Source organism: Bradyrhizobium sp. WSM2254 (genome assembly GCF_000472645.1).
GTDB classification, from domain to species: domain Bacteria; phylum Pseudomonadota; class Alphaproteobacteria; order Rhizobiales; family Xanthobacteraceae; genus Bradyrhizobium; species Bradyrhizobium niftali.
The window spans coordinates 52,275-73,043 of the sequence record NZ_AXAB01000037.1 but is presented as its reverse complement, the minus strand read 5'-3'; the positions used below and the strand labels follow the sequence as shown (position 1 = coordinate 73,043).

General features: G+C 65.7%; 21 protein-coding genes. 14 read left to right on the top strand and 7 right to left on the bottom strand.

Annotation, left to right across the window (positions count from 1 at the left end; genetic code table 11):
- Window positions 1-31: 31 nt before the first annotated feature.
- Genes A3M7_RS0126135 through A3M7_RS0126125 form a run of 3 tightly spaced genes read left to right on the top strand, consistent with a single transcriptional unit; the run spans window position 32 to window position 4,108 of the window.
- The gene (locus A3M7_RS0126135) at window positions 32-2,236 is read left to right on the top strand and encodes an amylo-alpha-1,6-glucosidase (RefSeq protein WP_027546572.1); all 2,205 of its coding nucleotides are present in this window, start codon (window positions 32-34) and stop codon (window positions 2,234-2,236) included.
- A gap of 22 nt (window positions 2,237-2,258) precedes the next feature.
- Window positions 2,259-2,792 (top strand): PRC-barrel domain-containing protein, encoded by a 534-nt coding sequence (locus A3M7_RS0126130; protein WP_027546571.1) that lies wholly within the window; start codon window positions 2,259-2,261, stop codon window positions 2,790-2,792.
- 23 nt (window positions 2,793-2,815) lie between these two features.
- On the top strand, window positions 2,816-4,108 hold the full coding sequence (locus tag A3M7_RS0126125) for an MFS transporter (protein ID WP_027546570.1): 1,293 nt from the start codon (window positions 2,816-2,818) through the stop codon (window positions 4,106-4,108).
- Window positions 4,109-4,171: 63 nt separating this feature from the next.
- Here the strand turns inward: A3M7_RS0126125 and A3M7_RS0126120 are convergent, their stop codons facing one another.
- From A3M7_RS0126120 to fixL, 4 genes are all read right to left on the bottom strand, one after another.
- Entirely contained in the window at window positions 4,172-4,873 is a 702-nt protein-coding gene (locus tag A3M7_RS0126120) for a helix-turn-helix domain-containing protein (RefSeq protein ID WP_027546569.1), read from the bottom strand.
- A gap of 103 nt (window positions 4,874-4,976) precedes the next feature.
- Window positions 4,977-5,393: a response regulator transcription factor gene (locus A3M7_RS0126115; protein WP_027546568.1), complete on the bottom strand. Its 417-nt coding sequence runs from the start codon at window positions 5,391-5,393 to the stop codon at window positions 4,977-4,979.
- A gap of 43 nt (window positions 5,394-5,436) precedes the next feature.
- Window positions 5,437-6,054 carry a response regulator FixJ gene (gene fixJ / locus A3M7_RS0126110; protein WP_027546567.1) on the bottom strand — a complete coding sequence of 206 codons (618 nt, stop codon included), beginning with the start codon at window positions 6,052-6,054 and terminating at the stop codon, window positions 5,437-5,439.
- Window positions 6,051-7,574, bottom strand: a complete 1,524-nt coding sequence (gene fixL / locus A3M7_RS0126105; protein ID WP_027546566.1) for a sensor protein FixL — start codon at window positions 7,572-7,574, stop codon at window positions 6,051-6,053. Before fixL ends, fixJ begins: the two co-directional genes overlap by 4 nt.
- A gap of 209 nt (window positions 7,575-7,783) precedes the next feature.
- On the opposite strand from fixL, the gene A3M7_RS0126100 reads away from it, so the two are divergent.
- From A3M7_RS0126100 to ccoS, 10 genes are all read left to right on the top strand, one after another.
- Entirely contained in the window at window positions 7,784-8,617 is an 834-nt protein-coding gene (locus A3M7_RS0126100) for a universal stress protein (RefSeq protein ID WP_027546565.1), read from the top strand.
- 38 nt (window positions 8,618-8,655) lie between these two features.
- Window positions 8,656-9,081, top strand: a complete 426-nt coding sequence (locus A3M7_RS0126095) for an HPP family protein (protein ID WP_027546564.1) — start codon at window positions 8,656-8,658, stop codon at window positions 9,079-9,081.
- 212 nt (window positions 9,082-9,293) lie between these two features.
- The gene (ccoN, locus tag A3M7_RS0126090; RefSeq protein ID WP_027546563.1) at window positions 9,294-10,943 is read left to right on the top strand and encodes a cytochrome-c oxidase, cbb3-type subunit I; all 1,650 of its coding nucleotides are present in this window, start codon (window positions 9,294-9,296) and stop codon (window positions 10,941-10,943) included.
- 12 nt (window positions 10,944-10,955) lie between these two features.
- Window positions 10,956-11,690: a cytochrome-c oxidase, cbb3-type subunit II gene (gene ccoO, locus A3M7_RS0126085; RefSeq protein ID WP_027546562.1), complete on the top strand. Its 735-nt coding sequence runs from the start codon at window positions 10,956-10,958 to the stop codon at window positions 11,688-11,690.
- Window positions 11,691-11,703: 13 nt separating this feature from the next.
- Window positions 11,704-11,868: a CcoQ/FixQ family Cbb3-type cytochrome c oxidase assembly chaperone gene (locus A3M7_RS0126080; protein ID WP_015687703.1), complete on the top strand. Its 165-nt coding sequence runs from the start codon at window positions 11,704-11,706 to the stop codon at window positions 11,866-11,868.
- Window positions 11,869-11,874: 6 nt separating this feature from the next.
- The gene (gene ccoP / locus A3M7_RS0126075; protein ID WP_027546561.1) at window positions 11,875-12,747 is read left to right on the top strand and encodes a cytochrome-c oxidase, cbb3-type subunit III; all 873 of its coding nucleotides are present in this window, start codon (window positions 11,875-11,877) and stop codon (window positions 12,745-12,747) included.
- Window positions 12,748-12,858: 111 nt separating this feature from the next.
- Window positions 12,859-14,325, top strand: coding sequence for a cytochrome c oxidase accessory protein CcoG (gene ccoG / locus A3M7_RS0126070; protein ID WP_027546560.1), 1,467 nt, complete (start codon window positions 12,859-12,861; stop codon window positions 14,323-14,325).
- A 15-nt stretch (window positions 14,326-14,340) separates the two neighbouring features.
- Window positions 14,341-14,826, top strand: coding sequence for a FixH family protein (locus A3M7_RS0126065; RefSeq protein WP_027546559.1), 486 nt, complete (start codon window positions 14,341-14,343; stop codon window positions 14,824-14,826).
- 11 nt (window positions 14,827-14,837) lie between these two features.
- Window positions 14,838-17,027 carry a cation-translocating P-type ATPase gene (locus A3M7_RS0126060; protein ID WP_027546558.1) on the top strand — a complete coding sequence of 730 codons (2,190 nt, stop codon included), beginning with the start codon at window positions 14,838-14,840 and terminating at the stop codon, window positions 17,025-17,027.
- A complete protein-coding gene (gene ccoS / locus A3M7_RS0126055; RefSeq protein WP_027546557.1) occupies window positions 17,027-17,194 on the top strand; it encodes a cbb3-type cytochrome oxidase assembly protein CcoS in 168 nt (55 codons plus the stop codon). Before A3M7_RS0126060 ends, ccoS begins: the two co-directional genes overlap by 1 nt.
- Here ccoS and A3M7_RS0126050 read toward each other — a convergent pair.
- Window positions 17,191-18,393 carry an MFS transporter gene (locus A3M7_RS0126050; RefSeq protein WP_027546556.1) on the bottom strand — a complete coding sequence of 401 codons (1,203 nt, stop codon included), beginning with the start codon at window positions 18,391-18,393 and terminating at the stop codon, window positions 17,191-17,193. The two genes, ccoS and A3M7_RS0126050, sit on opposite strands and share 4 nt — an antisense overlap.
- A gap of 114 nt (window positions 18,394-18,507) precedes the next feature.
- On the bottom strand, window positions 18,508-18,990 hold the full coding sequence (locus tag A3M7_RS0126045) for a cupin domain-containing protein (RefSeq protein ID WP_027546555.1): 483 nt from the start codon (window positions 18,988-18,990) through the stop codon (window positions 18,508-18,510).
- A 259-nt stretch (window positions 18,991-19,249) separates the two neighbouring features.
- On the opposite strand from A3M7_RS0126045, the gene A3M7_RS44950 reads away from it, so the two are divergent.
- Window positions 19,250-19,999, top strand: coding sequence for a peroxiredoxin-like family protein (locus tag A3M7_RS44950; RefSeq protein ID WP_049823689.1), 750 nt, complete (start codon window positions 19,250-19,252; stop codon window positions 19,997-19,999).
- Between the two features lie 32 nt (window positions 20,000-20,031).
- On the opposite strand, the gene A3M7_RS44945 is transcribed toward A3M7_RS44950, so the two are convergent.
- A complete protein-coding gene (locus A3M7_RS44945; protein ID WP_198033815.1) occupies window positions 20,032-20,757 on the bottom strand; it encodes a CPBP family intramembrane glutamic endopeptidase in 726 nt (241 codons plus the stop codon).
- Window positions 20,758-20,769: the final 12 nt, after the last annotated feature.

The following is a 20,769-nucleotide window of genomic DNA, read 5'->3' as shown; positions in this document are numbered from 1 at the left end:
GCGTTTCGAAACAGGCGCAGGGGAGCAGCTTATGCCAGCCGAAGTCGTCACCAAGTTCGTCTCTGTGGCGCGGACCGTGGAGCAGGTCGCGGAGCAGCCGTTCTACATCCCGATGACGGGGCCGTCGGCGCGGCCGCGGCGCTCGCTCAAGCACGACGACACCTTCATCGTGCTCGACAGCCATGGCGACATCGGTGCATCGGCCGGTGGGCCGGACGGCCTGTTTCACCATGACACGCGCTACCTCGCGCGGCTGGAGCTCGTGCTCGACGATCTCCAGCCCCTGCTGCTCGGCTCCAACCTGCGCGACGACAATTCGGCGCTGACCGTCGACCTCACCAACCCCGACATCTACCGCCAGGGCAGCCTCGTGCTGCAAAAGGACCTGCTGCACATCGTGCGCACGATCTTCCTGTGGCGCGGCACCGCCTATCAGCGCATCGGCGTGCAGAACCATGGCGACCGGCGCGCCAGCTTCGAGCTGACGCTGCTGTTCGACAATGATTTTGCCGATCTGTTCGAGGTCCGCGGCGAGCGGCGCCCGCGCCGCGGGACCGGCGCCAGCCGCCTGCTCGGGCCGACCGACGTCCTGTTCGAATATCGCGGCCTCGACGATGTCGAGCGCAGCACCGGCCTGCATTTCGACCCGCGTCCGACGCGGCTGTCCGTCAACGCCGCCAACTGGCAGCTCGAGCTGGATCCGCACGAGTCGAAATCGCTGTTCGTGGCCGCGTCCTGCAACCGGCCGGTGGCGGAGAAGCCGACGCGCTTTTTCAGGGGCCTATTGGCCCACCGCCGCGAGATGCGCCAGTCGACCATGGGCGCGGCCAGCATCGAAACCTCCAACAACATCTTCAACGAGGTGCTGTGCCAGGCCATGGCCGACCTCAACATGCTGATGACGGAGACGCCGCAGGGCCGTTATCCCTATGCCGGCATTCCCTGGTACTCGACGACCTTCGGCCGCGACGGGCTGATCACCGCGCTCCAGATGCTCTGGATCGACCCGCGGGTCGCCAAGGGCGTGCTGCGGCGGCTGGCGCATTTCCAGGCGAAGGCGATCGATCCACTCGCCGATGCCGCGCCCGGAAAGATCCTGCACGAGATGCGCGGCGGCGAGATGGCGGCGCTGCGCGAGGTGCCGTTCTCGCAATATTACGGCAGCGTGGATTCGACCGCCTTGTTCGTGCTGCTCGCCGGAAGCTATTTCGAGCGCACCGGCGACGAGGCCACGTTGATCGAGCTGTGGCCTGCGATCGAGGCGGGGCTTGCCTGGATCGACGGCCCCGGCGATCCCGATCAGGACGGGTTCGTCGAATACCAGCGCGCGACGGAGAAGGGGCTGGCCAACCAGGGCTGGAAGGATTCCTACGACGCGATCTTCCATGCCGACGGCCGGCTCGCCGAGGGCAATATCGCGCTCGCGGAAGTCCAGGGCTACGTCTATGCGGCCAAGCAGCTTGCCGCGCGTTGCGCGCTGCGGCTCGGCAAGCCGGACCGCGTGCGCAAGCTCGAGGCCGAGGCCAAGGCGCTGGCCGCGCGCTTCGAGCAGGCATTCTGGTGCGAGGAGCTCGGCACCTATGCGCTTGCCCTCGACGGCAACAAGCGGCCCTGCAAGGTGCGGACCTCGAATGCCGGGCAGATCCTGTTCAGCGGCATGATCCGCGAGGACCGCGCCCGTCTCGTCGCCGCCGACCTGATGCGGCCGCATTTCTTCTCGGGCTGGGGCATCCGCACGGTCGCGCAGGGCGAGGTGCGCTACAACCCGATGTCCTATCATGACGGCTCGATCTGGCCGCACGACAACGCGCTGATCGCGCTGGGGCTGGCGCGCTACGGCCTCAAGCATTCGGTGGCGCATGTCTTCAAGGGGCTGTTCGACGCCGCGACCTACATGGATCTGCGGCGGCTGCCCGAACTGTTCTGCGGCTTCCGGCGCGAGAAGCGGCGCGGCCCGACGCTCTATCCGGTCGCCTGCGCGCCGCAGGCCTGGGCCAGCGCGACGCCGTTCACGCTGCTGGAGGCGGCGCTGGGCATCGAGTTCGACGTGGCGCGCGGCGAGATCCGCCTGCGCAATCCGCATCTGCCGGCGTTCTTGAACGAGGTCATCCTGCACGATCTGCGCCTGCGCGAATCCAGCGTGGATCTGCGCGTCAGCCGCCACGGCGACGACGTGGCGCTGGAGGTGTTGCGCACGCGCGGCCAGATCCAGGTGTCGATCGTACTGGCGCGCTGACGGCGCGCCGGGAGGAGGGTTCATGCGTACCGCCGGATGGTTGGTCTTGAGCGTCGCGATCGTCGCGGGATGGACGGTCGCGGGATCGCGTGCCGCGGAGGAACAGCCCGCGCCCCCGAGTACACCCCCGAGCGAAGCGAACGCGCCGGCGACGGCACAGCCGCCGGCCTCGGCGGTGCAGGTCACGCCGAAGGATGCCGCGCCGCCGCCGTCCGTGACCATCATCGGCGCGAGCGATGCGCACGGTGTGCTCGGCCGCGACGTGCTCAGCGCGGCGAACGAGGACATGGGCCGCATCGTCGACGTCATCGTCGATCGGAGCGGGCATGTGCGTGCCGCCGTGATCGATTTCGGCGGCTTCCTCGGCGTCGGCAGCCGCAAGATCGTGGTGGACTGGAACGCGATGCGGTTCGGCAAGATCGCCAACAAGAAGGACAGCATCACGCTGGAATTGACCAAGGCGCAGGTCGCGGCCGCGCCGGAATACAAGGAAGACACGCCGATGGTGGTGCTCGGCGCATCCGGGAGCCTGCAACCGCTGCAAGCGATTCAGTGAGGGGCGGGGAGGGATGGCCGCCGGTGCTGTTGTCGAGAAAGCCGAACCATGCAGCCGAGGATCGCGCCGGCCGCGTTGAGCAGGACTACCTTGCCGCGCCGTCGGCCGCAGGCCTTCCGGCGCCGTCGCGCCGGAGCCTGCGCGGCCTCGACTGGTTCATCTTCTTCCTCGCCGACGTGCAGACCGGCTTCGGCCCCTTCATCGCGGTCTATCTGACGACGGAGAAATGGACGCAGGGCCAGATCGGCCTCGTGCTGTCGATCGGCGGCATCGTCGCCCTGATCGGGCAGATGCCGGGCGGGGCGATCATCGACGCGGCAAAATCCGAGCGGCTGGTCGCCGCCCTTGCCATCGCGACCATCGGCTTTTGCGCGCTCGCCTATGCCGCGATGCCGATCTTCCCCGTGGTCGTGGCCGCCGCGACGCTGCATGCGGCGGCAAGCTGCGTGCTGGGCCCGGCGATCGCCGCGATCAGCCTCGGCCTCGTCGGCCCGCTCGCGATCGGCGAGCGGCTCGGCCGCAACGCGCGGTTTGCCTCCCTCGGCAATGGCGTTGCTGCCGCCGTGATGGGCACGGCCGGCTATCTGCTGTCGAGCCGCTCGGTCTTCCTGGTCACGTTCCTGCTTGCGATCCCCACCCTGATCGCGCTGTCTCGCATTCGCGAGGAGGAGGTCGACATCGCGCGCTGCCACGGCGAGATGCCGCGCGAGGCGAAGGATCGCGGCGACACCAATGTCTGGCACCTGGTACGGCAGCGGCCGCTGATCGTCTTCGCGCTCAGTGTGCTGCTGTTGCAGCTGGCAAACGCCGCGATGATGCCGCTGATGGCGAGCGCGGTGACGGCGCGGTCGAGCCAGTGGGCGACGGTGCTGGTCGCCTTTTGCATTGTCGTCCCGCAGGCGATCGTGGCGCTGTTGTCGCCAACCGTCGGGCGCAAGGCGCAAGCGTGGGGCCGTAGGCCGCTGCTGCTGATCGGATTCGGCGCGCTGGTGATCCGCGGCCTGCTGTTCGCGACCGTGCGCGATCCATATCTGCTGGTCGCGGTGCAGGTGTTCGACGGCATCACCGCGGCGGTGTTCGCGGTGATGATTCCGCTGATCGTCGCCGACGTCGCCTTCGGCAGCGGCCACTTCAATCTGGCGCAGGGCATCGTCGGCACCGCGACCGGCATCGGTGCGTCGCTGAGCACGGCGCTCGGCGGTTATGTCAGCGACAAGTTCGGCAACGCCACCGCCTTCATCGGCCTGTCCGGCGTTGCTGCGACGGGGCTCCTGCTGATCCTCCTCGTGATGCCGGAGACCCGGCGCAGGCTCTGAACCACAAAAGAAATGGCCGGCCGAAACGGGTTCGGCCGGCCAAGTGGGTGGGGAGGAAGAAGATCAGGCGTCGAGATTGTGCAGGCGCTGGCGGTTGCGCAGCACGATCTGGCGGGCGCCGGAGAAGCCGAGAATGCCCTGGGCCTGAAGCTGCGACAGTGCGCGCGACACGGTTTCGAGGGTGAGGCCGAGATAGTCGCCGATATCGCGGCGGCACATCGGCAGCGCCATCATGCCGGCGACGGCGAGGCGGCGGTCCATTTCGAGCAGGAAGGTCGCGACACGCTCCATCGCGGTCTTGCGGCCCAGCAGCAGCATGTGGTCCTCGGCGTGGCGTAGCTCGCCGGCGGTCATCGCCCAGAGCTTGCGGGCGACCTGCACGTCGATGCCGGCAGCCTTCTCGAGGCTGGAGCGCTTCACGAGGCGCACGCTGGTGTCGATGATGGCCTCGGCCGCAAGACGGTGGGTGGCGCCGGATTCAAGGCCGAACACGTCGCCGGGAAGATGGAAGGCGCCGATCTGGCGGCGGCCGTCGGAGAGAAGCTTGTAGCTGCGCACGGCGCCTGACACGACCTGGTAGACATATTCGGCCGGCTCGTCCTCGCCATAGATCTCCTCGTCCTTGCGGTAGGAGAACTCGGTGGCGACGAGGCCGACATGGCCCGTGATCGCACCGAACTGGTCGGAGACGGGATGGGCGGGGGCAATCTTGCTGCCGTTGATCTGGGTCTTGATCGTCTGGGTGTTGAGCGTCTCGGTCAGCATCTGCGCCATCTCCGTTGTGATGACGCATTGGTACGCGGTATCGGGAGGTTCGAAAATTTCGAGCGATATCTTAAGGGGGTCTACCTACGTAGAACCCCGTAGGTCACGCCCGAGACCGGTCCTGGATGGCGCGGCGGATGCGCTTGACCAGGTTTTCGTCAAGGAGCGGCTTCAAAACCACGTCTTTTACGCCTGCTGCGGCGGCCCGAGTCGAGATGTTCTCGTCCGGATAGCCGGTGATCAGGATCACGGGCGTTTCGCCGTCGGATTTGCGCAGGCGGCCGGCGAGCTCGATTCCGTTGATGTCGGGCATCTTGTAGTCGATCACGTAGCAGTCGGCCCCGGACGCGCCGCCGGCATTGAGCAGCGCCGTGCCGCTCCTGAAGGTCCGCACGGCAAAGCCGTCGGTTTCCAGCAGGAACCGCAGGGATCCCAGGACGGCGGCATCGTCATCGACCACAAAGACGGTGGGTTTTGCGGGGGACGGCAGCCGCTCGTGATGTGAACTGACCTCGATCATTCTGCTTGACTAGCACAGCAGCCGGCAAGGGCTTTGACTTGCCTCAATCGTTGAGCATGCCGGCGCGCATCGCGAGGCGAACCAGCTCCGAAAGACTGTTGGCCTGCATCTTGGTCATGACGTTGGCCCGGTACACCTCGATGGTGCGCGGGCTGATGTCGTATTCTCGGGCGATCAGCTTGTTGGAAAGGCCGGCGATCAGCCCTTCCATGACCTGACGCTCCCTGGGGCTCAAGGAGGCGACGCGGGCGGCGATATCCTGCGCGACGGCCTCGCTTCTGGCGGCCGGCTCGGCCTGGCGGATCGCCGCTTCGATCATGACGGTGAGGCGGTCGTCCTCGAACGGCTTTTCCAGGAAGTCGACCGCCCCTAACTTCATCGCCTCGACCGCGAGCGGCACGTCGCCGTGACCGGTCATGATCAGGATCGGGAACGGGCTCTGCTGCGCCTTCATCCGCTTCAACAGCTCGATCCCGTCGATTCCAGGCATGCGCACGTCGGAGAGGACGCAGCCAAAGGTGAGGCCGGGCAGGGCGTCGAGAAAGGCTTGCGCGTCGTCAAACAGCGTGACGCCGAAGCCGGCGGAATCCAGCAGGAAGTTCAGCGAATCCCGCATCGCCGCGTCGTCGTCGATGACGTAGATATGTCCCTTGGTCGTCATGCATCGCTCTCATCGGCTGCCGGGAGGGTGAAGCGGAAGGTCGCCCCGCCCGATGCGTTGCTCTCGGCCCACATGCGCCCGCCGTGAGCCTCGATGATCGAGCGGCTGATGGACAGTCCCACGCCCATGCCGGTGTCCTTGGTGGTGAAGAAAGTCTGAAACAGGTTCGGAATGACGTCGTCCTGGAAACCGGTGCCGGTGTCGGACACTTCGACCTCGATCATGTCGTCGGCGACGGGGGTGTTGGTGACGACGAGCTCGCGCCGCGGCGACTGGGCCATCGCTTCCAGCGCGTTGCGGAACAGGTTGACCAGGACTTGCTGGATCTGCACCCGGTCGGCGAGAACGAGATCGGCCCCCGGATCGAGACTGAAGCGGAGCTGCACGTTCTGCTCGCGCGCGCCGGCGAGCCCGAGCGCGCCGGCCTCCTCGATCAGCTTGGACAGGCTCTCGACCCGCTTCTCCGATTCGCCGCGGGCGACGAAGTCGCGCAAGCGCCGGATGATCTGGCCGGCGCGCAGCGCCTGCTCGGCGGCACGGTCCAGCGCGCTTTCGACCTTGGGCATGTTCGGATCAACGCTGCTGGCAAGCAGCCGCCGCGAGCCCTTCATGTAGTTGCTGATCGCCGCCAGCGGCTGGTTGAGCTCGTGCGCGAGCGCGGACGCCATTTCGCCCATGGCGCTCAGCCGCGAGACATGGACGAGCTCGGATTGCAATTCCTGCAGCCGCGCCTGGGTCTGCTGGTGCTCGGTGAGGTCGCGGACGAAGCCGGTGAAATAGGGCTCGCCGCCGGACTGCATCTCGCCGATCGACAGGTGCATCGGGAAGGTGGTGCCGTCGCGGCGCTTGCCGGTCACGATACGCCCGATGCCGATGATGTGGGGATCGCTCGTGGTGCGGTAGCGCGAAATGTAGCTGTCGTGCCGGGAGCGGTCGGGCTCCGGCATCAGGATGTTGACGTTCTGGCCGATCGCCTCGAGCTCGGACCAGCCGAACAGGCGCTCGGCGGCCGTGCTGAACAGCTGGATGATGCCGTGGCCGTCGATGACGATCATGGCGTCGGGAATTGTGTGGAGGATCGAGCGGAGGTGGGTCTCGCGGGTCCGGAGTGCTTCCTCGACCTGCTTCTCCTCGTCGATATCGAGAAAGATGCCGCTGAGATGGCGGGCGGTGCCGGCTTCGTCCCGAATGAGTCCCGCCCGGGCGCGAATCCACTGCCCTCCGTTGGAGGCGCTGGCGACCCTGAAGGACACGTCGAAGCCGCCGCCGCGTTCGGAGACGCGCTTGACCGCGCTCTCCACGCGCTCGCGGTCCTCGGGCCTGAGGCGTGACAGGAAGAGGTCGTAGCTGGCCGGCTGATCGTGCGCGATCCCGAGCAGGGTTTGCGCGGTATCCGACCAGTCCAGCGCCCGGGTCTGGAGGTCGAGATCCCAGGTGCCGACGCCGAATCCCTCGATCCGGACCCGGAAATGCTCGCCCCGGCCGTCATCCGGCGGTTGCGTTACGCGGGTCGGCGCCAAGTCGTCACTCCCATTCTCGTGCCGCGGGCCCGGGTGCCGCAACCACCGCGGCAACTTCGCCCAAGCCCGGCCCGGAGGCAAGTTCCGATGTTTGATTCCATTGGCGTAATTCCGGTGGTCTCGGGTGGAAGGCGGTTTGATCTATCTCATCCTGCTTCGCGTCGGCAGCGCTAGATTCCGCGCAGTTCATTGCCTCCCGGAGAATCCCGATGACATACGCGACCGTGATGGTCAGCCTGGCGCTCGATCAGTCCAACGAGGCGCGCCTTCAAGTCGCGGGCGAACTCGCCGAGCGGTTCGAGGCAGCCATCGTCGGGGTTGCCGCGGCGCAGTTCACACCGCCACTCTATTTCACCGACGGCGCCGAGGCCCAGCGGCTGATCGACGAGGGCGAAGCGTCCGTCAGGCGGCGGCTGGCGGCTCTGGAGGCGCAATTCCGCGCCGCTACCAGGAATCGCGGCGGGCACGCGGAGTGGCGCAGCGCCATGGATTTTCCGGCGCGATTCATTCTGGCGCAGGCGCGTTGCGCCGACATCGTCGTCAGCGGCGGGCAGAGCCCGGCCTTCTCCGACGCTTTCGCGCTCGCAAGCCCCAAGGATCTGGTGATGCAGGCCGGCCGGCCGCTTCTGGTCGTCCCCGACGGGGCCAACTGGCTCGACCTGCGCAGCGTGCTGGTGGCCTGGAAGGATACCGCAGAGGCGCGCCGGGCGGTGGCGGATGCGCTGCCGATGCTGCGCAAGGCGAGGGACGTCACGATCGCTGCAATTCCGGAGCGCGACGACGAGCGCTCGGTCGTGATGGCCGGCGCCACCGACGTTGCCGCCTGGCTCGCCCGTCACGGCGTCACCGCGACCGTGCGCATCTCGGAGGCCGTGCGGAACGAACCCGCCGCCGCGCAATTGGAGAAAGTCGCCGGCGACGTCGGAGCCGGCCTGATCGTGGCGGGCGCCTATGGTCATTCGAGGTTTCGTGAGCTGATCCTGGGAGGCGTCACCCAGTCTCTGGTCACGCAATCCACGCGTTGCGTGCTGCTGTCGCACTGAGGGCCGTTCGGCCAAAAGCCATTCGAGGAGGACGCGCCGTGTACAGATTTCTTGAGCAGACCGTCGACGGCTACATGACGCGCAACGTCAAAACGGTGCGGCGCGACCTCGACATGCTCGAACTCAGCGAAATGTTCGAGCGCGACGATTTCAACTCCTATCCGGTCGAGGACGACGGACAGGTGGTCGGCATCGTCACCAAGTTCGACATCCTGAAATGCTTCGCCTTCACGCCGAGCCAGATGCTGCCGCGCTATCACGACCTGATGCGTCGCAAGACCGGCGACGTCATGACGCCGGAGTTCATCTATGTCAGCCCCGATACGCGGCTGACGCGCGTGCTCCAGATCATGGTCGAGCATCGCATCAGGAGCATCATCGTGCTCGACAGCGCGCAGAAGCTGGTCGGCATCATCGCCCGCGAGGACGTCATCGCGGCGCTCAAGGCGACGGCGCGCGACTGACAGCGCCTCCAGTTCCCGCGATTTTCAAACTCCGTGATTTCACGGAAGCAATCGGCCACCGCGTGCGCGGCGCCGGCCGCAGGCGATTGATATGGCTCCCTGATCCGCGATCAGCCTCACATTAACAGAAATCCATCTATCTTGATTTCAATCAATTCCCCGCGAGGGTGGATGTGGTTTCTGGCGCTGTGTTCTTTCAGAGAGAATCCGCGATGAGCCAGCCCTCCGTCTCCAAATCCATGACATCAGGTGAAAGCGGCCTGGCTGTCGTGTTCGCAGCCACCGCCTTCCTCTGCGTGATCGCCGCGGCCAAGGCGCTCGATGCACCCTTCGCCTTCCACGCCGCGCTCAGCGCGGCGGCGAGCGTGGCTGCGGTGTTCTGCATCGTCAACCGCTACTTCGAGCGCCCGGCGGCACTGCCGCCGGCGGAGATCAACGGCCGTCCCAACTACAATATGGGGCCGATCAAGTTCTCCTCCTTCATGGCGATGTTCTGGGGCATCGCCGGCTTCCTCGTCGGCCTCATCATCGCCTCGCAGCTGGCCTGGCCTGCGCTGAACTTCGATCTGCCCTGGATCAGTTTCGGCCGCCTGCGTCCGCTGCACACCTCCGCGGTGATCTTCGCCTTCGGCGGCAACGTGCTGATCGCGACATCCTTCTACGTCGTGCAGAAGTCCTGCCGCGTGCGCCTTGCCGGCGACCTCGCGCCCTGGTTCGTCGTGGTGGGCTACAATTTCTTCATCCTGGTCGCGGGCACCGGCTATCTGCTCGGCGTGACCCAGTCGAAGGAATATGCCGAGCCGGAATGGTACGCCGATCTCTGGCTGACCATCGTCTGGGTGGTCTATCTGCTCGTCTTCCTCGCCACCATCATCAAGCGCAAGGAACCGCACATCTTCGTCGCGAACTGGTTCTATCTGGCCTTCATCGTGACCATCGCGGTGCTGCATCTCGGCAACAACCCGGCGCTTCCCGTCTCGGTGTTCGGCTCGAAGTCCTACGTCGCCTGGGGCGGCATCCAGGATGCGATGTTCCAGTGGTGGTACGGCCATAACGCGGTCGGCTTCTTCCTGACCGCCGGCTTCCTCGCCATCATGTACTACTTCATCCCCAAGCGCGCCGAGCGGCCGATCTATTCCTACCGCCTGTCGATCATCCACTTCTGGGCGCTGATCTTCCTCTACATCTGGGCAGGTCCGCACCATCTGCACTACACGGCGCTGCCCGACTGGACGCAGACGCTCGGCATGACCTTCTCGATCATGCTGTGGATGCCCTCCTGGGGCGGCATGATCAACGGCCTGATGACGCTGTCGGGCGCCTGGGACAAGCTGCGCACCGATCCCGTGCTGCGCATGCTCGTGGTGTCCGTCGCCTTCTACGGCATGTCGACCTTCGAAGGCCCGATGATGTCGATCAAGGTGGTCAACTCGCTCAGCCACTACACCGACTGGACCATCGGCCACGTGCACTCCGGTGCGCTCGGCTGGGTCGGCTTCGTCTCCTTCGGCGCGCTCTATTGCCTGGTGCCGTGGGCCTGGAATCGCAAGGGCCTCTACAGCCTGAAGCTCGTCAACTGGCACTTCTGGGTCGCGACCCTCGGCATCGTGCTCTACATCTCGGCGATGTGGGTGTCCGGCATCCTCCAGGGCCTGATGTGGCGCGCCTACACCTCGCTCGGCTTCCTCGAATACTCCTTCATCGAGACCGTCGAGGCGATGCATCCCTTCTACGTCATCCGTGCTGCCGGTGGCGGGCTGTTCCTGATCGGCGCGCTGATCATGGCCTACAATCTCTGGATGACCGTCCGCGTCGGCGAAGCGGAAGTCCAGATGCCCGTCGCTCTTCAGCCGGCGGAATGAGGAGCTCAAGCAATGTCATTCTGGACACGTCACCAAGTCTTCGAAAAGAACTCGATCATCCTGATCGTCGGCATCCTGCTGGTGATCGCGATCGGCGGCCTCGTCGAGATCACCCCGCTGTTCTACCTCAAGAGCACGATCGAGGCGGTCGACGGCGTCAGGCCGTACACGCCGCTGGAGCTCGCGGGCCGCAACGTCTACGTCCGCGAGGGCTGCTATCTCTGCCATTCGCAGATGATCCGGCCGCTGCGCGACGAGGTCGAGCGCTACGGCCACTTCTCGCTGGCCGCCGAGAGCATGTTCGACCATCCGTTCCAGTGGGGCTCGAAGCGCACCGGTCCGGACCTTGCCCGCGTCGGCGCCAAGTATTCCGACGACTGGCACGTCACCCATCTGACCAACCCGCGCGCGATCGTGCCGCAGTCGGTGATGCCGGGCTATCCGTTCCTCAGCGCAACCGAAGTGGATCCGGACACGATCGCCGACCACATGCGTACGCTCCGGACCGTCGGCGTGCCCTACACGGACGACCAGATCGCCAACGCGGGCGCCGATCTGAAGGCTCAGGCCGATCCGGACAATGCCGGCTCCGACGCCTTCAGCAAGCGCTACGCCAAGGCCGTCGTGCGCAACTTCGACGGCAAGACCGGTACGCCGACCGAGATGGACGCGCTGATCGCGTACCTGCAGATGCTCGGCACGCTGGTCGACTTCAAGATCTACAACGAGAAAGCCAATCTTCGCTGAGAAGGCATCAACGATGAAAGCCATCCTGACCCTCGACAATCTCGCGTCCGGTCTCGTGACCACGATCTGGACGCCGGTGTTCGTCGCGATCTTTCTCGCGATCATCGCCTATGCATTTTGGCCCCGTAACAAGGCTGCGTTCGACGAAGCAGCGCACCTGCCGTTGCGGGAGGAGTGAGAGACCATGACCGATCATAGTGAAGTCGATACCGTCACCGGCAAGTCCACGACCGGACATGAGTGGGACGGCATCAAGGAGCTCAACACGCCGCTGCCGCGCTGGTGGGTGATCTGCTTTTACCTCACCATCGTCTGGGCGATCGGCTACTGGATCGTGTATCCGGCCTGGCCGCTGATTTCGAGCAATACGACCGGGCTGCTCGGCTACTCGACGCGCGCCAGCCTCGCAGTAGAGCTCGCCAATCTCGAGGCGCTCCGCGGTGAGAAGATGGCGGCGTTGGCGGCGGCGCCGCTCGCCGACATCGAGAAGGACCCGGCCTTGCTGGCGCTCGCCCGTGCCAAGGGCAGGACCGTGTTCGGCGACAATTGCGCGCCGTGCCACGGCTCCGGCGGCGCCGGCGCCAAGGGCTTCCCGAACCTGAACGACGACGACTGGCTGTGGGGCGGCACGCTCGACCAGATCGTGCAGACCATCCAGTTCGGCGCACGCTCCGGTCATGCCAAGACGCATGAGGGCCAGATGCTCGCCTTCGGCAAGGACGGCGTGCTGAAGGGCGACGAGATCGTTACGGTCGCCAATTACGTGCGGTCGCTGTCGGGGCTGCCGACCCGGGCGGGCTACGACAAGGCCAAGGGCGAGAAGATCTTCGTCGAGAATTGCGTCGCCTGCCACGGTGACGGCGGCAAGGGCAACCAGGAAATGGGCGCGCCGAACCTGACCGACAAGATCTGGCTCTATGGCTCGGACGAGGCCGCCCTGATCGAGACCATCAGCCAGGGCCGCGCCGGCGTCATGCCGGCCTGGGAAGGGCGGCTCGATCCCGCCACCATCAAGGCGATGGCGGTCTACGTCCACTCGCTGGGCGGTGGAAAATAGCCGATCGCCAGCAAACGGGGGTGAACAAAAGTGCCCCCGTTTGAGCTGGATCAACTGACGCAGCGACGTCGGGTCTAGGTTTAATCGCACCTCCTCGAAAAGCGTTTGGCGATGAACAAGACCGTGAACCCGAAAGACCTCACATCGGACGATGACGTTGGGCCCCTCTACGCAGCCCGGACGAAGGTCTATCCCCAGAGCGTCTCCGGCACGTTTCGCCGGATCAAATGGGGCCTGATGGCGTTCTGCCTCGGCGTTTACTACTTCCTGCCCTTCGTGCGCTGGAATCGCGGCCTCGGTGCCCCCAGCCAGGCGGTGCTGATCGACCTGCCCAACAGCCGCTTCTATTTCTTCTTCATCGAGCTGTGGCCGCAGGAGGTCTACTACTTCACCGGCCTGTTGATCGTCGCCGCCATCGCGCTGTTCCTGATGAACTCCATCGGCGGCCGGATCTGGTGCGGCTATCTCTGTCCGCAGACGGTCTGGACCGACCTGTTCTATGCCGTCGAACGCCTGATCGAGGGCGACCGGCGCGAGCGGATGAAGAAGGACAAATCGTCCGACCCGATGAAGCTCGAGCGCATCTCCGAGATCGTGCTCAAGCATTCGATCTGGCTGCTGATCGCCTGGTGGACCGGCGGTGCCTGGGTGCTCTACTTCAACGACGCGCCGACCCTGGTGAAGGAGCTCGTGACCTTCCAGGGGCCGATGATCGCCTATATCTGGATCGGCATCCTCACCGCGACGACCTATTTGCTCGCCGGCTACATGCGCGAGCAGGTCTGCACTTACATGTGCCCGTGGCCGAGGATCCAGGCCGCGCTCACCGACGAATGGGCGCTCAACGTCACCTACCGTTACGACCGCGGCGAGAAGCGCACCTCGGTCAAGAAGGCGGCCGAGCTGCGCGCGCTCGGCGAGCAGGTCGGCGATTGCGTCGATTGCTACCAGTGCGTCGCGGTGTGCCCGACCGGCATCGACATCCGCAACGGACCGCAGATGGAATGCATCCAGTGCGGACTCTGCATCGACGCCTGCGACAACGTGATGACCAAGATCGGCCGGCCGAAGCGGCTGATCGGCTATGACAACGACATCAACATCCATCGCCGCCAGGAAGGCAAGGCGCCGATCTACCGGATCGTCCGGGCCCGCACCGTGGTCTACAGCGCGATCATCGCGGCCGTCGGTGGCTTCATGATCTACACGCTCGCGACCCGCAGCCTGCTCGACGTCAACGTGCTGCATGATCGCAATCCGGTCGCGGTCAAGCTCAGCGACGGCTCGATCCGCAACGCCTACACGGTTCGGCTGCTCAACAAGAGCGGCTACGACCGCGTCATCGCGATCGACGCGAACGGCCCGGCCAATTTGACGGTTCACGTCATCGGCATCGATGCGGTGACGCCGGATAGGCCGATGATCGTGATCCCCCGCGACTCCACCAGCGAGCTGCGCCTGCTCGTCACCGCGCCGGCGGACAGCAATCCGGAGAAGTCGATCCCGGTTCACTTCCACGTCACCGATATCGGGCTCGGCGAGGTCGCGTCCGCCACCGACAATTTCGTCGCGCCCTAGGATCAGGAGACAGCCATGGCGTCCAAGCCGCTGACCGGAACAAAAGTCTTCCTGATGCTGGTCGCCTTCTTCGGCGTCGTGATCGGCGTCAACGTGACCATGATGAAGCTCGCGATCGCGACGCTGCCAGGCACCGACGTCGACAGCCCCTATGCCGCGGGTCTCACCTATGATCGCGAGATCTCGGCGGCGCAGGACCAGGCCGCACGTAAATGGAAGGTCAACGCCCATATTGAGCGCAGTACCGATGGTGGCGCCGTGCTTCAGGTCGAGGCACGCGATGCCAGCGGCCAGCCGATGAGCGGCCTGAAATTCGGCGGGCGCCTGGAGCGTCCGACCGACAAGCGCGCTGATCTCGCGGTCGAACTCTCCGAGGCCGGCATCGGCATCTATCGCGGCAGTGCCGCTGCCGTTGCACCGGGCCAGTGGGATCTCGTGATCGAAGGCGAAGCGCGCGGCACGCGCGTGTTCCTGTCGCGCAACCGCGTGATCCTGAACTGAAGGACTTCGTCATGCACGTCACGCGGGATTTCTCGCACTACGTCCGGAGCGCGGGAGAGGGTATCAAGCACATCGACCTCGCGGTCGAAGGCGTTCACTGCGCCGGCTGCATGGCCAAGATCGAGCGCGGATTGTCCGTCATCCCCGACGTCACGCTGGCGCGCGTGAACCTCACCGACCGCCGCGTCGCGCTGGAATGGAAAGCGGGCACGCTCGACCCGAGCCGTTTCATCGATCGGCTCGAAGAGCTCGGCTACAAGGCCTATCCGTTCGAAACCGAGAGCGCGGAAGTGGCCGAGGTCGCCGAATCGCGCTTCCTGCTGCGCTGCCTCGGGGTTGCGGCCTTCGCCACCATGAACGTGATGATGCTGTCGATCCCGGTCTGGTCGGGCAACGTCTCGGACATGCTGCCCGAGCAGCGCGACTTCTTCCACTGGCTGTCGGCGCTGATCGCGCTGCCGGCGGCCGCCTATGCCGGCCAGCCGTTCTTCCGCTCCGCCTGGCGCGCGCTGTCGGCCAAGACCACCAACATGGACGTGCCGATCTCGATCGGCGTGATCCTCGCGCTCGGCATGTCCGTGGTCGAAACCATCCACCATGCCGAGCACGCCTATTTCGACGCGGCGATCATGCTGCTGACGTTCCTGCTGGTCGGCCGCTTCCTCGATCAGAACATGCGGCGGCGGACGCGTGCGGTCGCCGGGAATCTCGCCGCGCTGAAGGCGGAGACGGCGGCCAAGTTCGTCGGGCCTGACGAGATTTCACAGGTGCCCGTCGCCGTGATCAATCCTGGCGACATCGTGCTGCTGCGGCCCGGCGAGCGTTGTGCGGTCGACGGCACCGTGATCGAGGGGCGTTCCGAGATCGACCAGAGCCTGATCACCGGCGAGACGCTCTATGTCACGGCCGAGCAGGGCACGCCGGTCTATGCCGGCTCCATGAACATCTCCGGCACGCTGCGGGTGCGCGTTTCGGCGGCTTCCGAAGCAACGCTGCTCGCCGAGATCACGCGGCTGCTCGACAACGCACTCCAGGCGCGCTCGCGCTACATGCGGCTCGCCGACCGCGCCTCGCGGCTCTATGCGCCGGTGGTGCATGCGACCGCGCTCATCACCATTCTGGGCTGGGTCATCGCGGGTGCGTCCTGGCATGATGCGATCGTCACCGGCGTTGCGGTGCTGATCATCACCTGTCCCTGCGCGCTCGGGCTTGCGATTCCGACGGTGCAGACGGTGGCCTCGGGCACGATGTTCAAGTCCGGCGTGCTGCTCAATTCAGGCGATGCGATCGAGCGGCTGGCGGAGGCCGACCACGTCATCTTCGACAAGACCGGCACGCTGACGCTGCCCGACCTCGAAGTGATGAACGCGGCCGATATCCCCGCCGACATCTTCGAACTGGCCGGGCGGCTCGCGCTATCGAGCCATCATCCGGTCGCCGCCGCGGTCGCGCAGGCCGCCGGCGCCAGGTCGCCGATCGTCGGTGCCGTCGAGGAGGCCGGGCAGGGCGTGCGCGCAGACGCCGACGGCGTCGAGATCCGCCTTGGCCGTCCGTCCTTCTGCGGCGCCGAGGCGCTGGTCGGCGGCGCCACGCTCGATCCTGAAGCGTCGGTCGTGGCTTTCAGCAAGGGAGCCGAAAAATTCATCCTCTCGGTGCGTCAGGGCCTGCGTCCGGACGCCCAGGCCGTGATCGCGGCGCTGAAGGCGCGGGGCATCGGCATCGAGATCCTCTCCGGCGACCGCGAGCCGGCGGTGAAGGCCGCCGCCCACGCGCTCTCCATTCCCGAATGGCGCGCCGGCGTCACGCCGGCCGACAAGATCGCGCGGATCGAGGAATTGAAGCGGCGCGGTGCAAGAGTGCTGATGGTCGGCGACGGCATGAACGATGCGCCCTCGCTGGCGGCGGCCCATGTCTCGATGTCGCCGATCTCGGCCGCGCATCTCAGCCAGGCCACCGCCGATCTCGTCTTCCTCGGCCGGCCGCTGGCTCCCGTCGTCGCCGCGATCGATTCCGCGCGCAAGGCGCTGTACCTGATGCGGCAGAACCTCTGGCTTGCCATCGGCTATAACGTCCTCGCGGTGCCGGTCGCGATCAGCGGCGTCGTGACGCCCCTGATTGCCGCGGCCGCCATGAGCGGATCGTCGATCCTGGTCATGCTGAATTCGCTGCGCGCACGCAGCGCCTCGCGGGAGAACGTGTGATGGAAATCCTGGTCATCCTGGTCCCGCTGGCGCTGGCGCTCGGAGGCGCCGGCCTCGTCGCCTTCCTCTGGTCGCTCAGGAGCGGCCAGTACGACGATCTCGACGGAGCGGCGTGGCGCGCCATCGCCGACGACGAGCCGCCGCAGGAAGCCCCGGTCAAGCGCTAGCGCTTCAGGGCGAATGTGAGCATGGCTGCGGCCGCGAGGGCCACGCCGACACCGGCGACGCAGGCGTGCCAGCCGACGCTGTCGAACAGCCGCCCGAGTACGGCCGTGCCGACGAGCCCGCCAAAGAAGTAACAGGCAAGATAGGTCCCGCTGGCGACGCCGCGGTTGTCGGTGGCGGCCTGCCCGACGAAACCGGTCGCGGCCGCCTGCGCGAAGAATGTGCCGACACCAACCAGGACCATGCCGGTGAGCACTTCGCCCAGATGCGGTGCCAGCATCAGCGGCAGGCCCAGTCCGGCGACAGCGAGCGAGGCCCATATTGTCGGCCTCGTCCCGAGCCGCGATGCCACCTTGCCGGCGAGCAACGTCGTGACGACCGACGGGAGGAAGACGAAATAGACGAGGCCGAGATCCATCATGCCGAGCGACAGCGGCGGCCGGACCAGCACGAAATTGACGAATGTGAAGGTGCCGATGAAGGCGAACAGGATGCAGAAGCCGATGCCGTAGGCGGCACGCAGCCGCGGATTGCGCCAATGCGCGATCATGGCGACAAGCGGCGGGCCCGCCGGCGTCATGGCATGCATCGGCTGCGCGCGTCTGATGGTGAAATAGACCAGCGCCGCGCCGACGAGGTTGAGCGTCGCGAAGACATAGAAATTCCAGGCGAGGCCAAGGCCGTCGGCGACCGCCGCCGAGATCAGCCGGCCGACAAGGTTGCTGGCGACATTGCCGGTGATGTACGCGGCAAACGCGCCGCCGGCGTCCATCGCGCTGCATTGCTCGCCGAGATAGGCGAGGGTGAGGGCGAAGGCGGATGCCATGCACAGGCCCTGCGCGATCCGCAAGGCGGTGAAGACCGCAAGATTGGGCGCGGTCGCCAGCAGGCCCGTGGGGACCGCCAGCAGCGTGAGGCTGAGCAGGATACCGGTCCGCCGGTTGATGCGCGGGCTGAAGAAGCCGACGACGAGGCTGGCCGTGGCCATGCCGAAGGTGCTGGCGTTGACGGCAAAGCCCATCGCCGCCGGCGTGACGCCGTAATGGCGCGTCAGCGATGGCAGGATCGCCTGCGTCGCGAAGAGATCGACGACGGTCAGGAAGGCGGTGAGGCCGATGACGAGCGAACGAAGCGCAAGGCCCGGGGAATGCGCGTCCATCGTCATCGCGGTCGGTTTGATCGACGCGGAAAGATCGGTCATGGCGTGCCTCCCTCTGACTGGTCATTCCGGGCTGGTGCGGAAGCACCAGACCCGGAATCTCGAGGTTCCGGGTTCGCTTCGCGCCCCGGAACGACGGCCCTGTTCATGCGCCCGTTACATGTGATGATCGTTGGGATCCCTGCGGACGTCGCCGACATAGAGAATGACTGTCTCCTTGCCGAGGTTCTTCCACCAATGCGAGGTGCCTGATACCTCGGGGCGGATGTCGCCGGCCTTGTGCACGATCGGATCGACGCAGTTGGAGGCGTATTCGACGATCTCGCCCTGCTGCACGAAGATCAGGGCAGGGCGATCGTCGTGGCTGTGCCAGGGCACGATGCCGCCGGGTTCGATGGTGAGCTTCCGGAAGCGCAGCTCGCGGCCCTCGATATGCGCCGGCTGCTTGCCGAGGTCGATGGCGCCGAGCGTGACGTCGGTGACGCCGACCGGCTTGTAATCGACCATCTGATGCGCATTTGGCTTCATCTTGTCGGCGGGGCATTCGCCCGCGAGGGTCGGCCGTGCCGCAAATGTGAGTGCGCCGAGAACGACAGCGCCCGACCAGACCAGGCGCGACAACATGTGATGCTTGGACATGGAAAATCTCCTGTGTTGGCCGCAACCTCGCTGGTCGCCGGCTATGGCAGGAGCTTCGTCGAGAGCGAGCCCGTCGTGAAATGCCCTTTCGCTTTCGGTGCGATAGCCCCGCGCTATGTTAATGCGCGGCGGCTATCGAACCGATTGGGCATCGGCATTTCCATTTTCGGGAGATCCGGCGCCCGATTGGCGGCGGCCGCCCCTTGCGGGTGGCCGCACCAGGAACCTAATATTCGTCCTTCGAACGCCGGAGCGGAAGATGACGTCTCTCTCACCAGCTGACGCCGAGCAGCTCAAGCTTGCCTTCCAGCGCTGCCGCGAGATGGAGGGAACGCTGAACGAGCAGCTCCTCGCGTATGCCGACGCAAGCCGCCAGGTGTTTCCGGCCTATGGCGAGGCGGTCGATCGCCTGGTGGCGCGATTGAACGGGAACGGCGGCGGGGAGAACGCGCCGCGTCCGGGCGATGCGATGCCGCCATTCATGCTGCCTGACGAGGGCGGGCGTCTCGTGACGCTGCCGGCGCTTTTGTCGCAAGGCCCCGTCGCGGTGATGTTTTTCCGCGGCCACTGGTGTCCCTATTGCCGGCTCAATGTCCGCGCCGTGGTCCAGGCTCAGGACCGCGTCGAGGCGATGGGCGCGCAGATCGTTGCGATCATGCCGGAGACGCAGGAATACACTAGCCAGCTCAAGGCTGATTCCGGTGCGCCATTTCCGATCCTGACCGATCTCGACAATGGCTATGCGCTGTCGCTCAATCTCGCGATCTGGCTCGGCGCCGAGATCCAGAGACTGTTGTCCTATCAGGACATGGCGAAATTCCACGGCAATGACGGCTGGATGCTGCCAATCCCGGCGGTGTTCGTGGTCGGCCGTGATGGACTGGTGAAGGCCCGCTTCGTCGACCCGGATTTCCGCAAGCGCATGGAGATCGATGATCTGCTCGCGGCGCTGGAGCAAGCGAGCAGGGAGCAGAGTCCGAGCGGTCTGGATCATAGCCGCGCGAGCTGAGGTCGTTGGCGCGGCAGCAGCTCGGGCTTCTCCTAAGAGCTGGCGCCGCTTGTCACGGCGATGAAGCCGGCCGCGTTGAACGCGCCGTGAATGACGATACCCACTGACGTGTTTTGCCGTCGCTGCACGATCCAGGGCAACAGCAGCGTAAGTGGCAGCAACGTCACCACGATCGGCCAGCCGAAACTCCAGTGAAACAGGCACCACAAGATTCCATTTGGCAGCCATGCCATGGGGCCAAATCCTGCCTCCTGGCGAGGCAGAAGGTAACCGCGCCAGCACAGTTCCTCACCCAAGATGTTGCTGACAAACAATGGAAGCCATGCCGCGAAGACCCAGGTGTGCCAGCCGGGAGGTTGCAGCAGGAACCAGGGTGACGGATGAAAGCTCGGGTCCAAATAGCGCGCCAGCGCCAAAATCGCTGCCGTGGTGATCGCAATGGCAAAGAGGCCGCCAATGGCCCAAATCACGTCGCCGCGATTCATCGCGTTCAACCTCAGGCGCCTTCTCAAGGAACCGAGGTCACGTTTTGGGATTTCTCGCCAGGCCATCAGGCAGCCAAAGACCAGGATGGGGACAAGTACGAACGTCGAGCCGCTCACGTACCAGCCAATGATCGGCGAAATGCCGAACGCATCTCGCAGCCTGGGAATCACGGCCTCTGTTGTCAGCCACAGCAGTATCGAGAAGACTGCAAACATCGAGGTCGACGCGACGAGCCCGACCGGTGGTGGCGTCGTTTCCGCTGGCGCCTGCATAGGCTGCATCCA

Excerpts from the sequence above, each read along its gene's own strand:
- A3M7_RS0126135 (WP_027546572.1), top strand. The coding sequence starts at position 32 with ATGCCAGCCGAAGTCGTCACCAAGTTCGTCTCTGTGGCGCGGACCGTG.
- A3M7_RS0126130 (WP_027546571.1), top strand. The coding sequence starts at position 2,259 with ATGCGTACCGCCGGATGGTTGGTCTTGAGCGTCGCGATCGTCGCGGGA.
- A3M7_RS0126120 (WP_027546569.1), bottom strand. The coding sequence starts at position 4,873 with ATGCTGACCGAGACGCTCAACACCCAGACGATCAAGACCCAGATCAAC.
- A3M7_RS0126115 (WP_027546568.1), bottom strand. The coding sequence starts at position 5,393 with ATGATCGAGGTCAGTTCACATCACGAGCGGCTGCCGTCCCCCGCAAAA.
- fixJ (WP_027546567.1), bottom strand. The coding sequence starts at position 6,054 with ATGACGACCAAGGGACATATCTACGTCATCGACGACGACGCGGCGATG.
- A3M7_RS0126100 (WP_027546565.1), top strand. The coding sequence starts at position 7,784 with ATGACATACGCGACCGTGATGGTCAGCCTGGCGCTCGATCAGTCCAAC.
- ccoN (WP_027546563.1), top strand. The coding sequence starts at position 9,294 with ATGAGCCAGCCCTCCGTCTCCAAATCCATGACATCAGGTGAAAGCGGC.
- ccoO (WP_027546562.1), top strand. The coding sequence starts at position 10,956 with ATGTCATTCTGGACACGTCACCAAGTCTTCGAAAAGAACTCGATCATC.
- A3M7_RS0126080 (WP_015687703.1), top strand. The coding sequence starts at position 11,704 with ATGAAAGCCATCCTGACCCTCGACAATCTCGCGTCCGGTCTCGTGACC.
- ccoP (WP_027546561.1), top strand. The coding sequence starts at position 11,875 with ATGACCGATCATAGTGAAGTCGATACCGTCACCGGCAAGTCCACGACC.
- ccoG (WP_027546560.1), top strand. The coding sequence starts at position 12,859 with ATGAACAAGACCGTGAACCCGAAAGACCTCACATCGGACGATGACGTT.
- A3M7_RS0126065 (WP_027546559.1), top strand. The coding sequence starts at position 14,341 with ATGGCGTCCAAGCCGCTGACCGGAACAAAAGTCTTCCTGATGCTGGTC.
- A3M7_RS0126060 (WP_027546558.1), top strand. The coding sequence starts at position 14,838 with ATGCACGTCACGCGGGATTTCTCGCACTACGTCCGGAGCGCGGGAGAG.
- ccoS (WP_027546557.1), top strand. The coding sequence starts at position 17,027 with ATGGAAATCCTGGTCATCCTGGTCCCGCTGGCGCTGGCGCTCGGAGGC.
- A3M7_RS0126050 (WP_027546556.1), bottom strand. The coding sequence starts at position 18,393 with ATGACCGATCTTTCCGCGTCGATCAAACCGACCGCGATGACGATGGAC.
- A3M7_RS0126045 (WP_027546555.1), bottom strand. The coding sequence starts at position 18,990 with ATGTCCAAGCATCACATGTTGTCGCGCCTGGTCTGGTCGGGCGCTGTC.
- A3M7_RS44950 (WP_049823689.1), top strand. The coding sequence starts at position 19,250 with ATGACGTCTCTCTCACCAGCTGACGCCGAGCAGCTCAAGCTTGCCTTC.
- A3M7_RS44945 (WP_198033815.1), bottom strand. The coding sequence starts at position 20,757 with ATGCAGGCGCCAGCGGAAACGACGCCACCACCGGTCGGGCTCGTCGCG.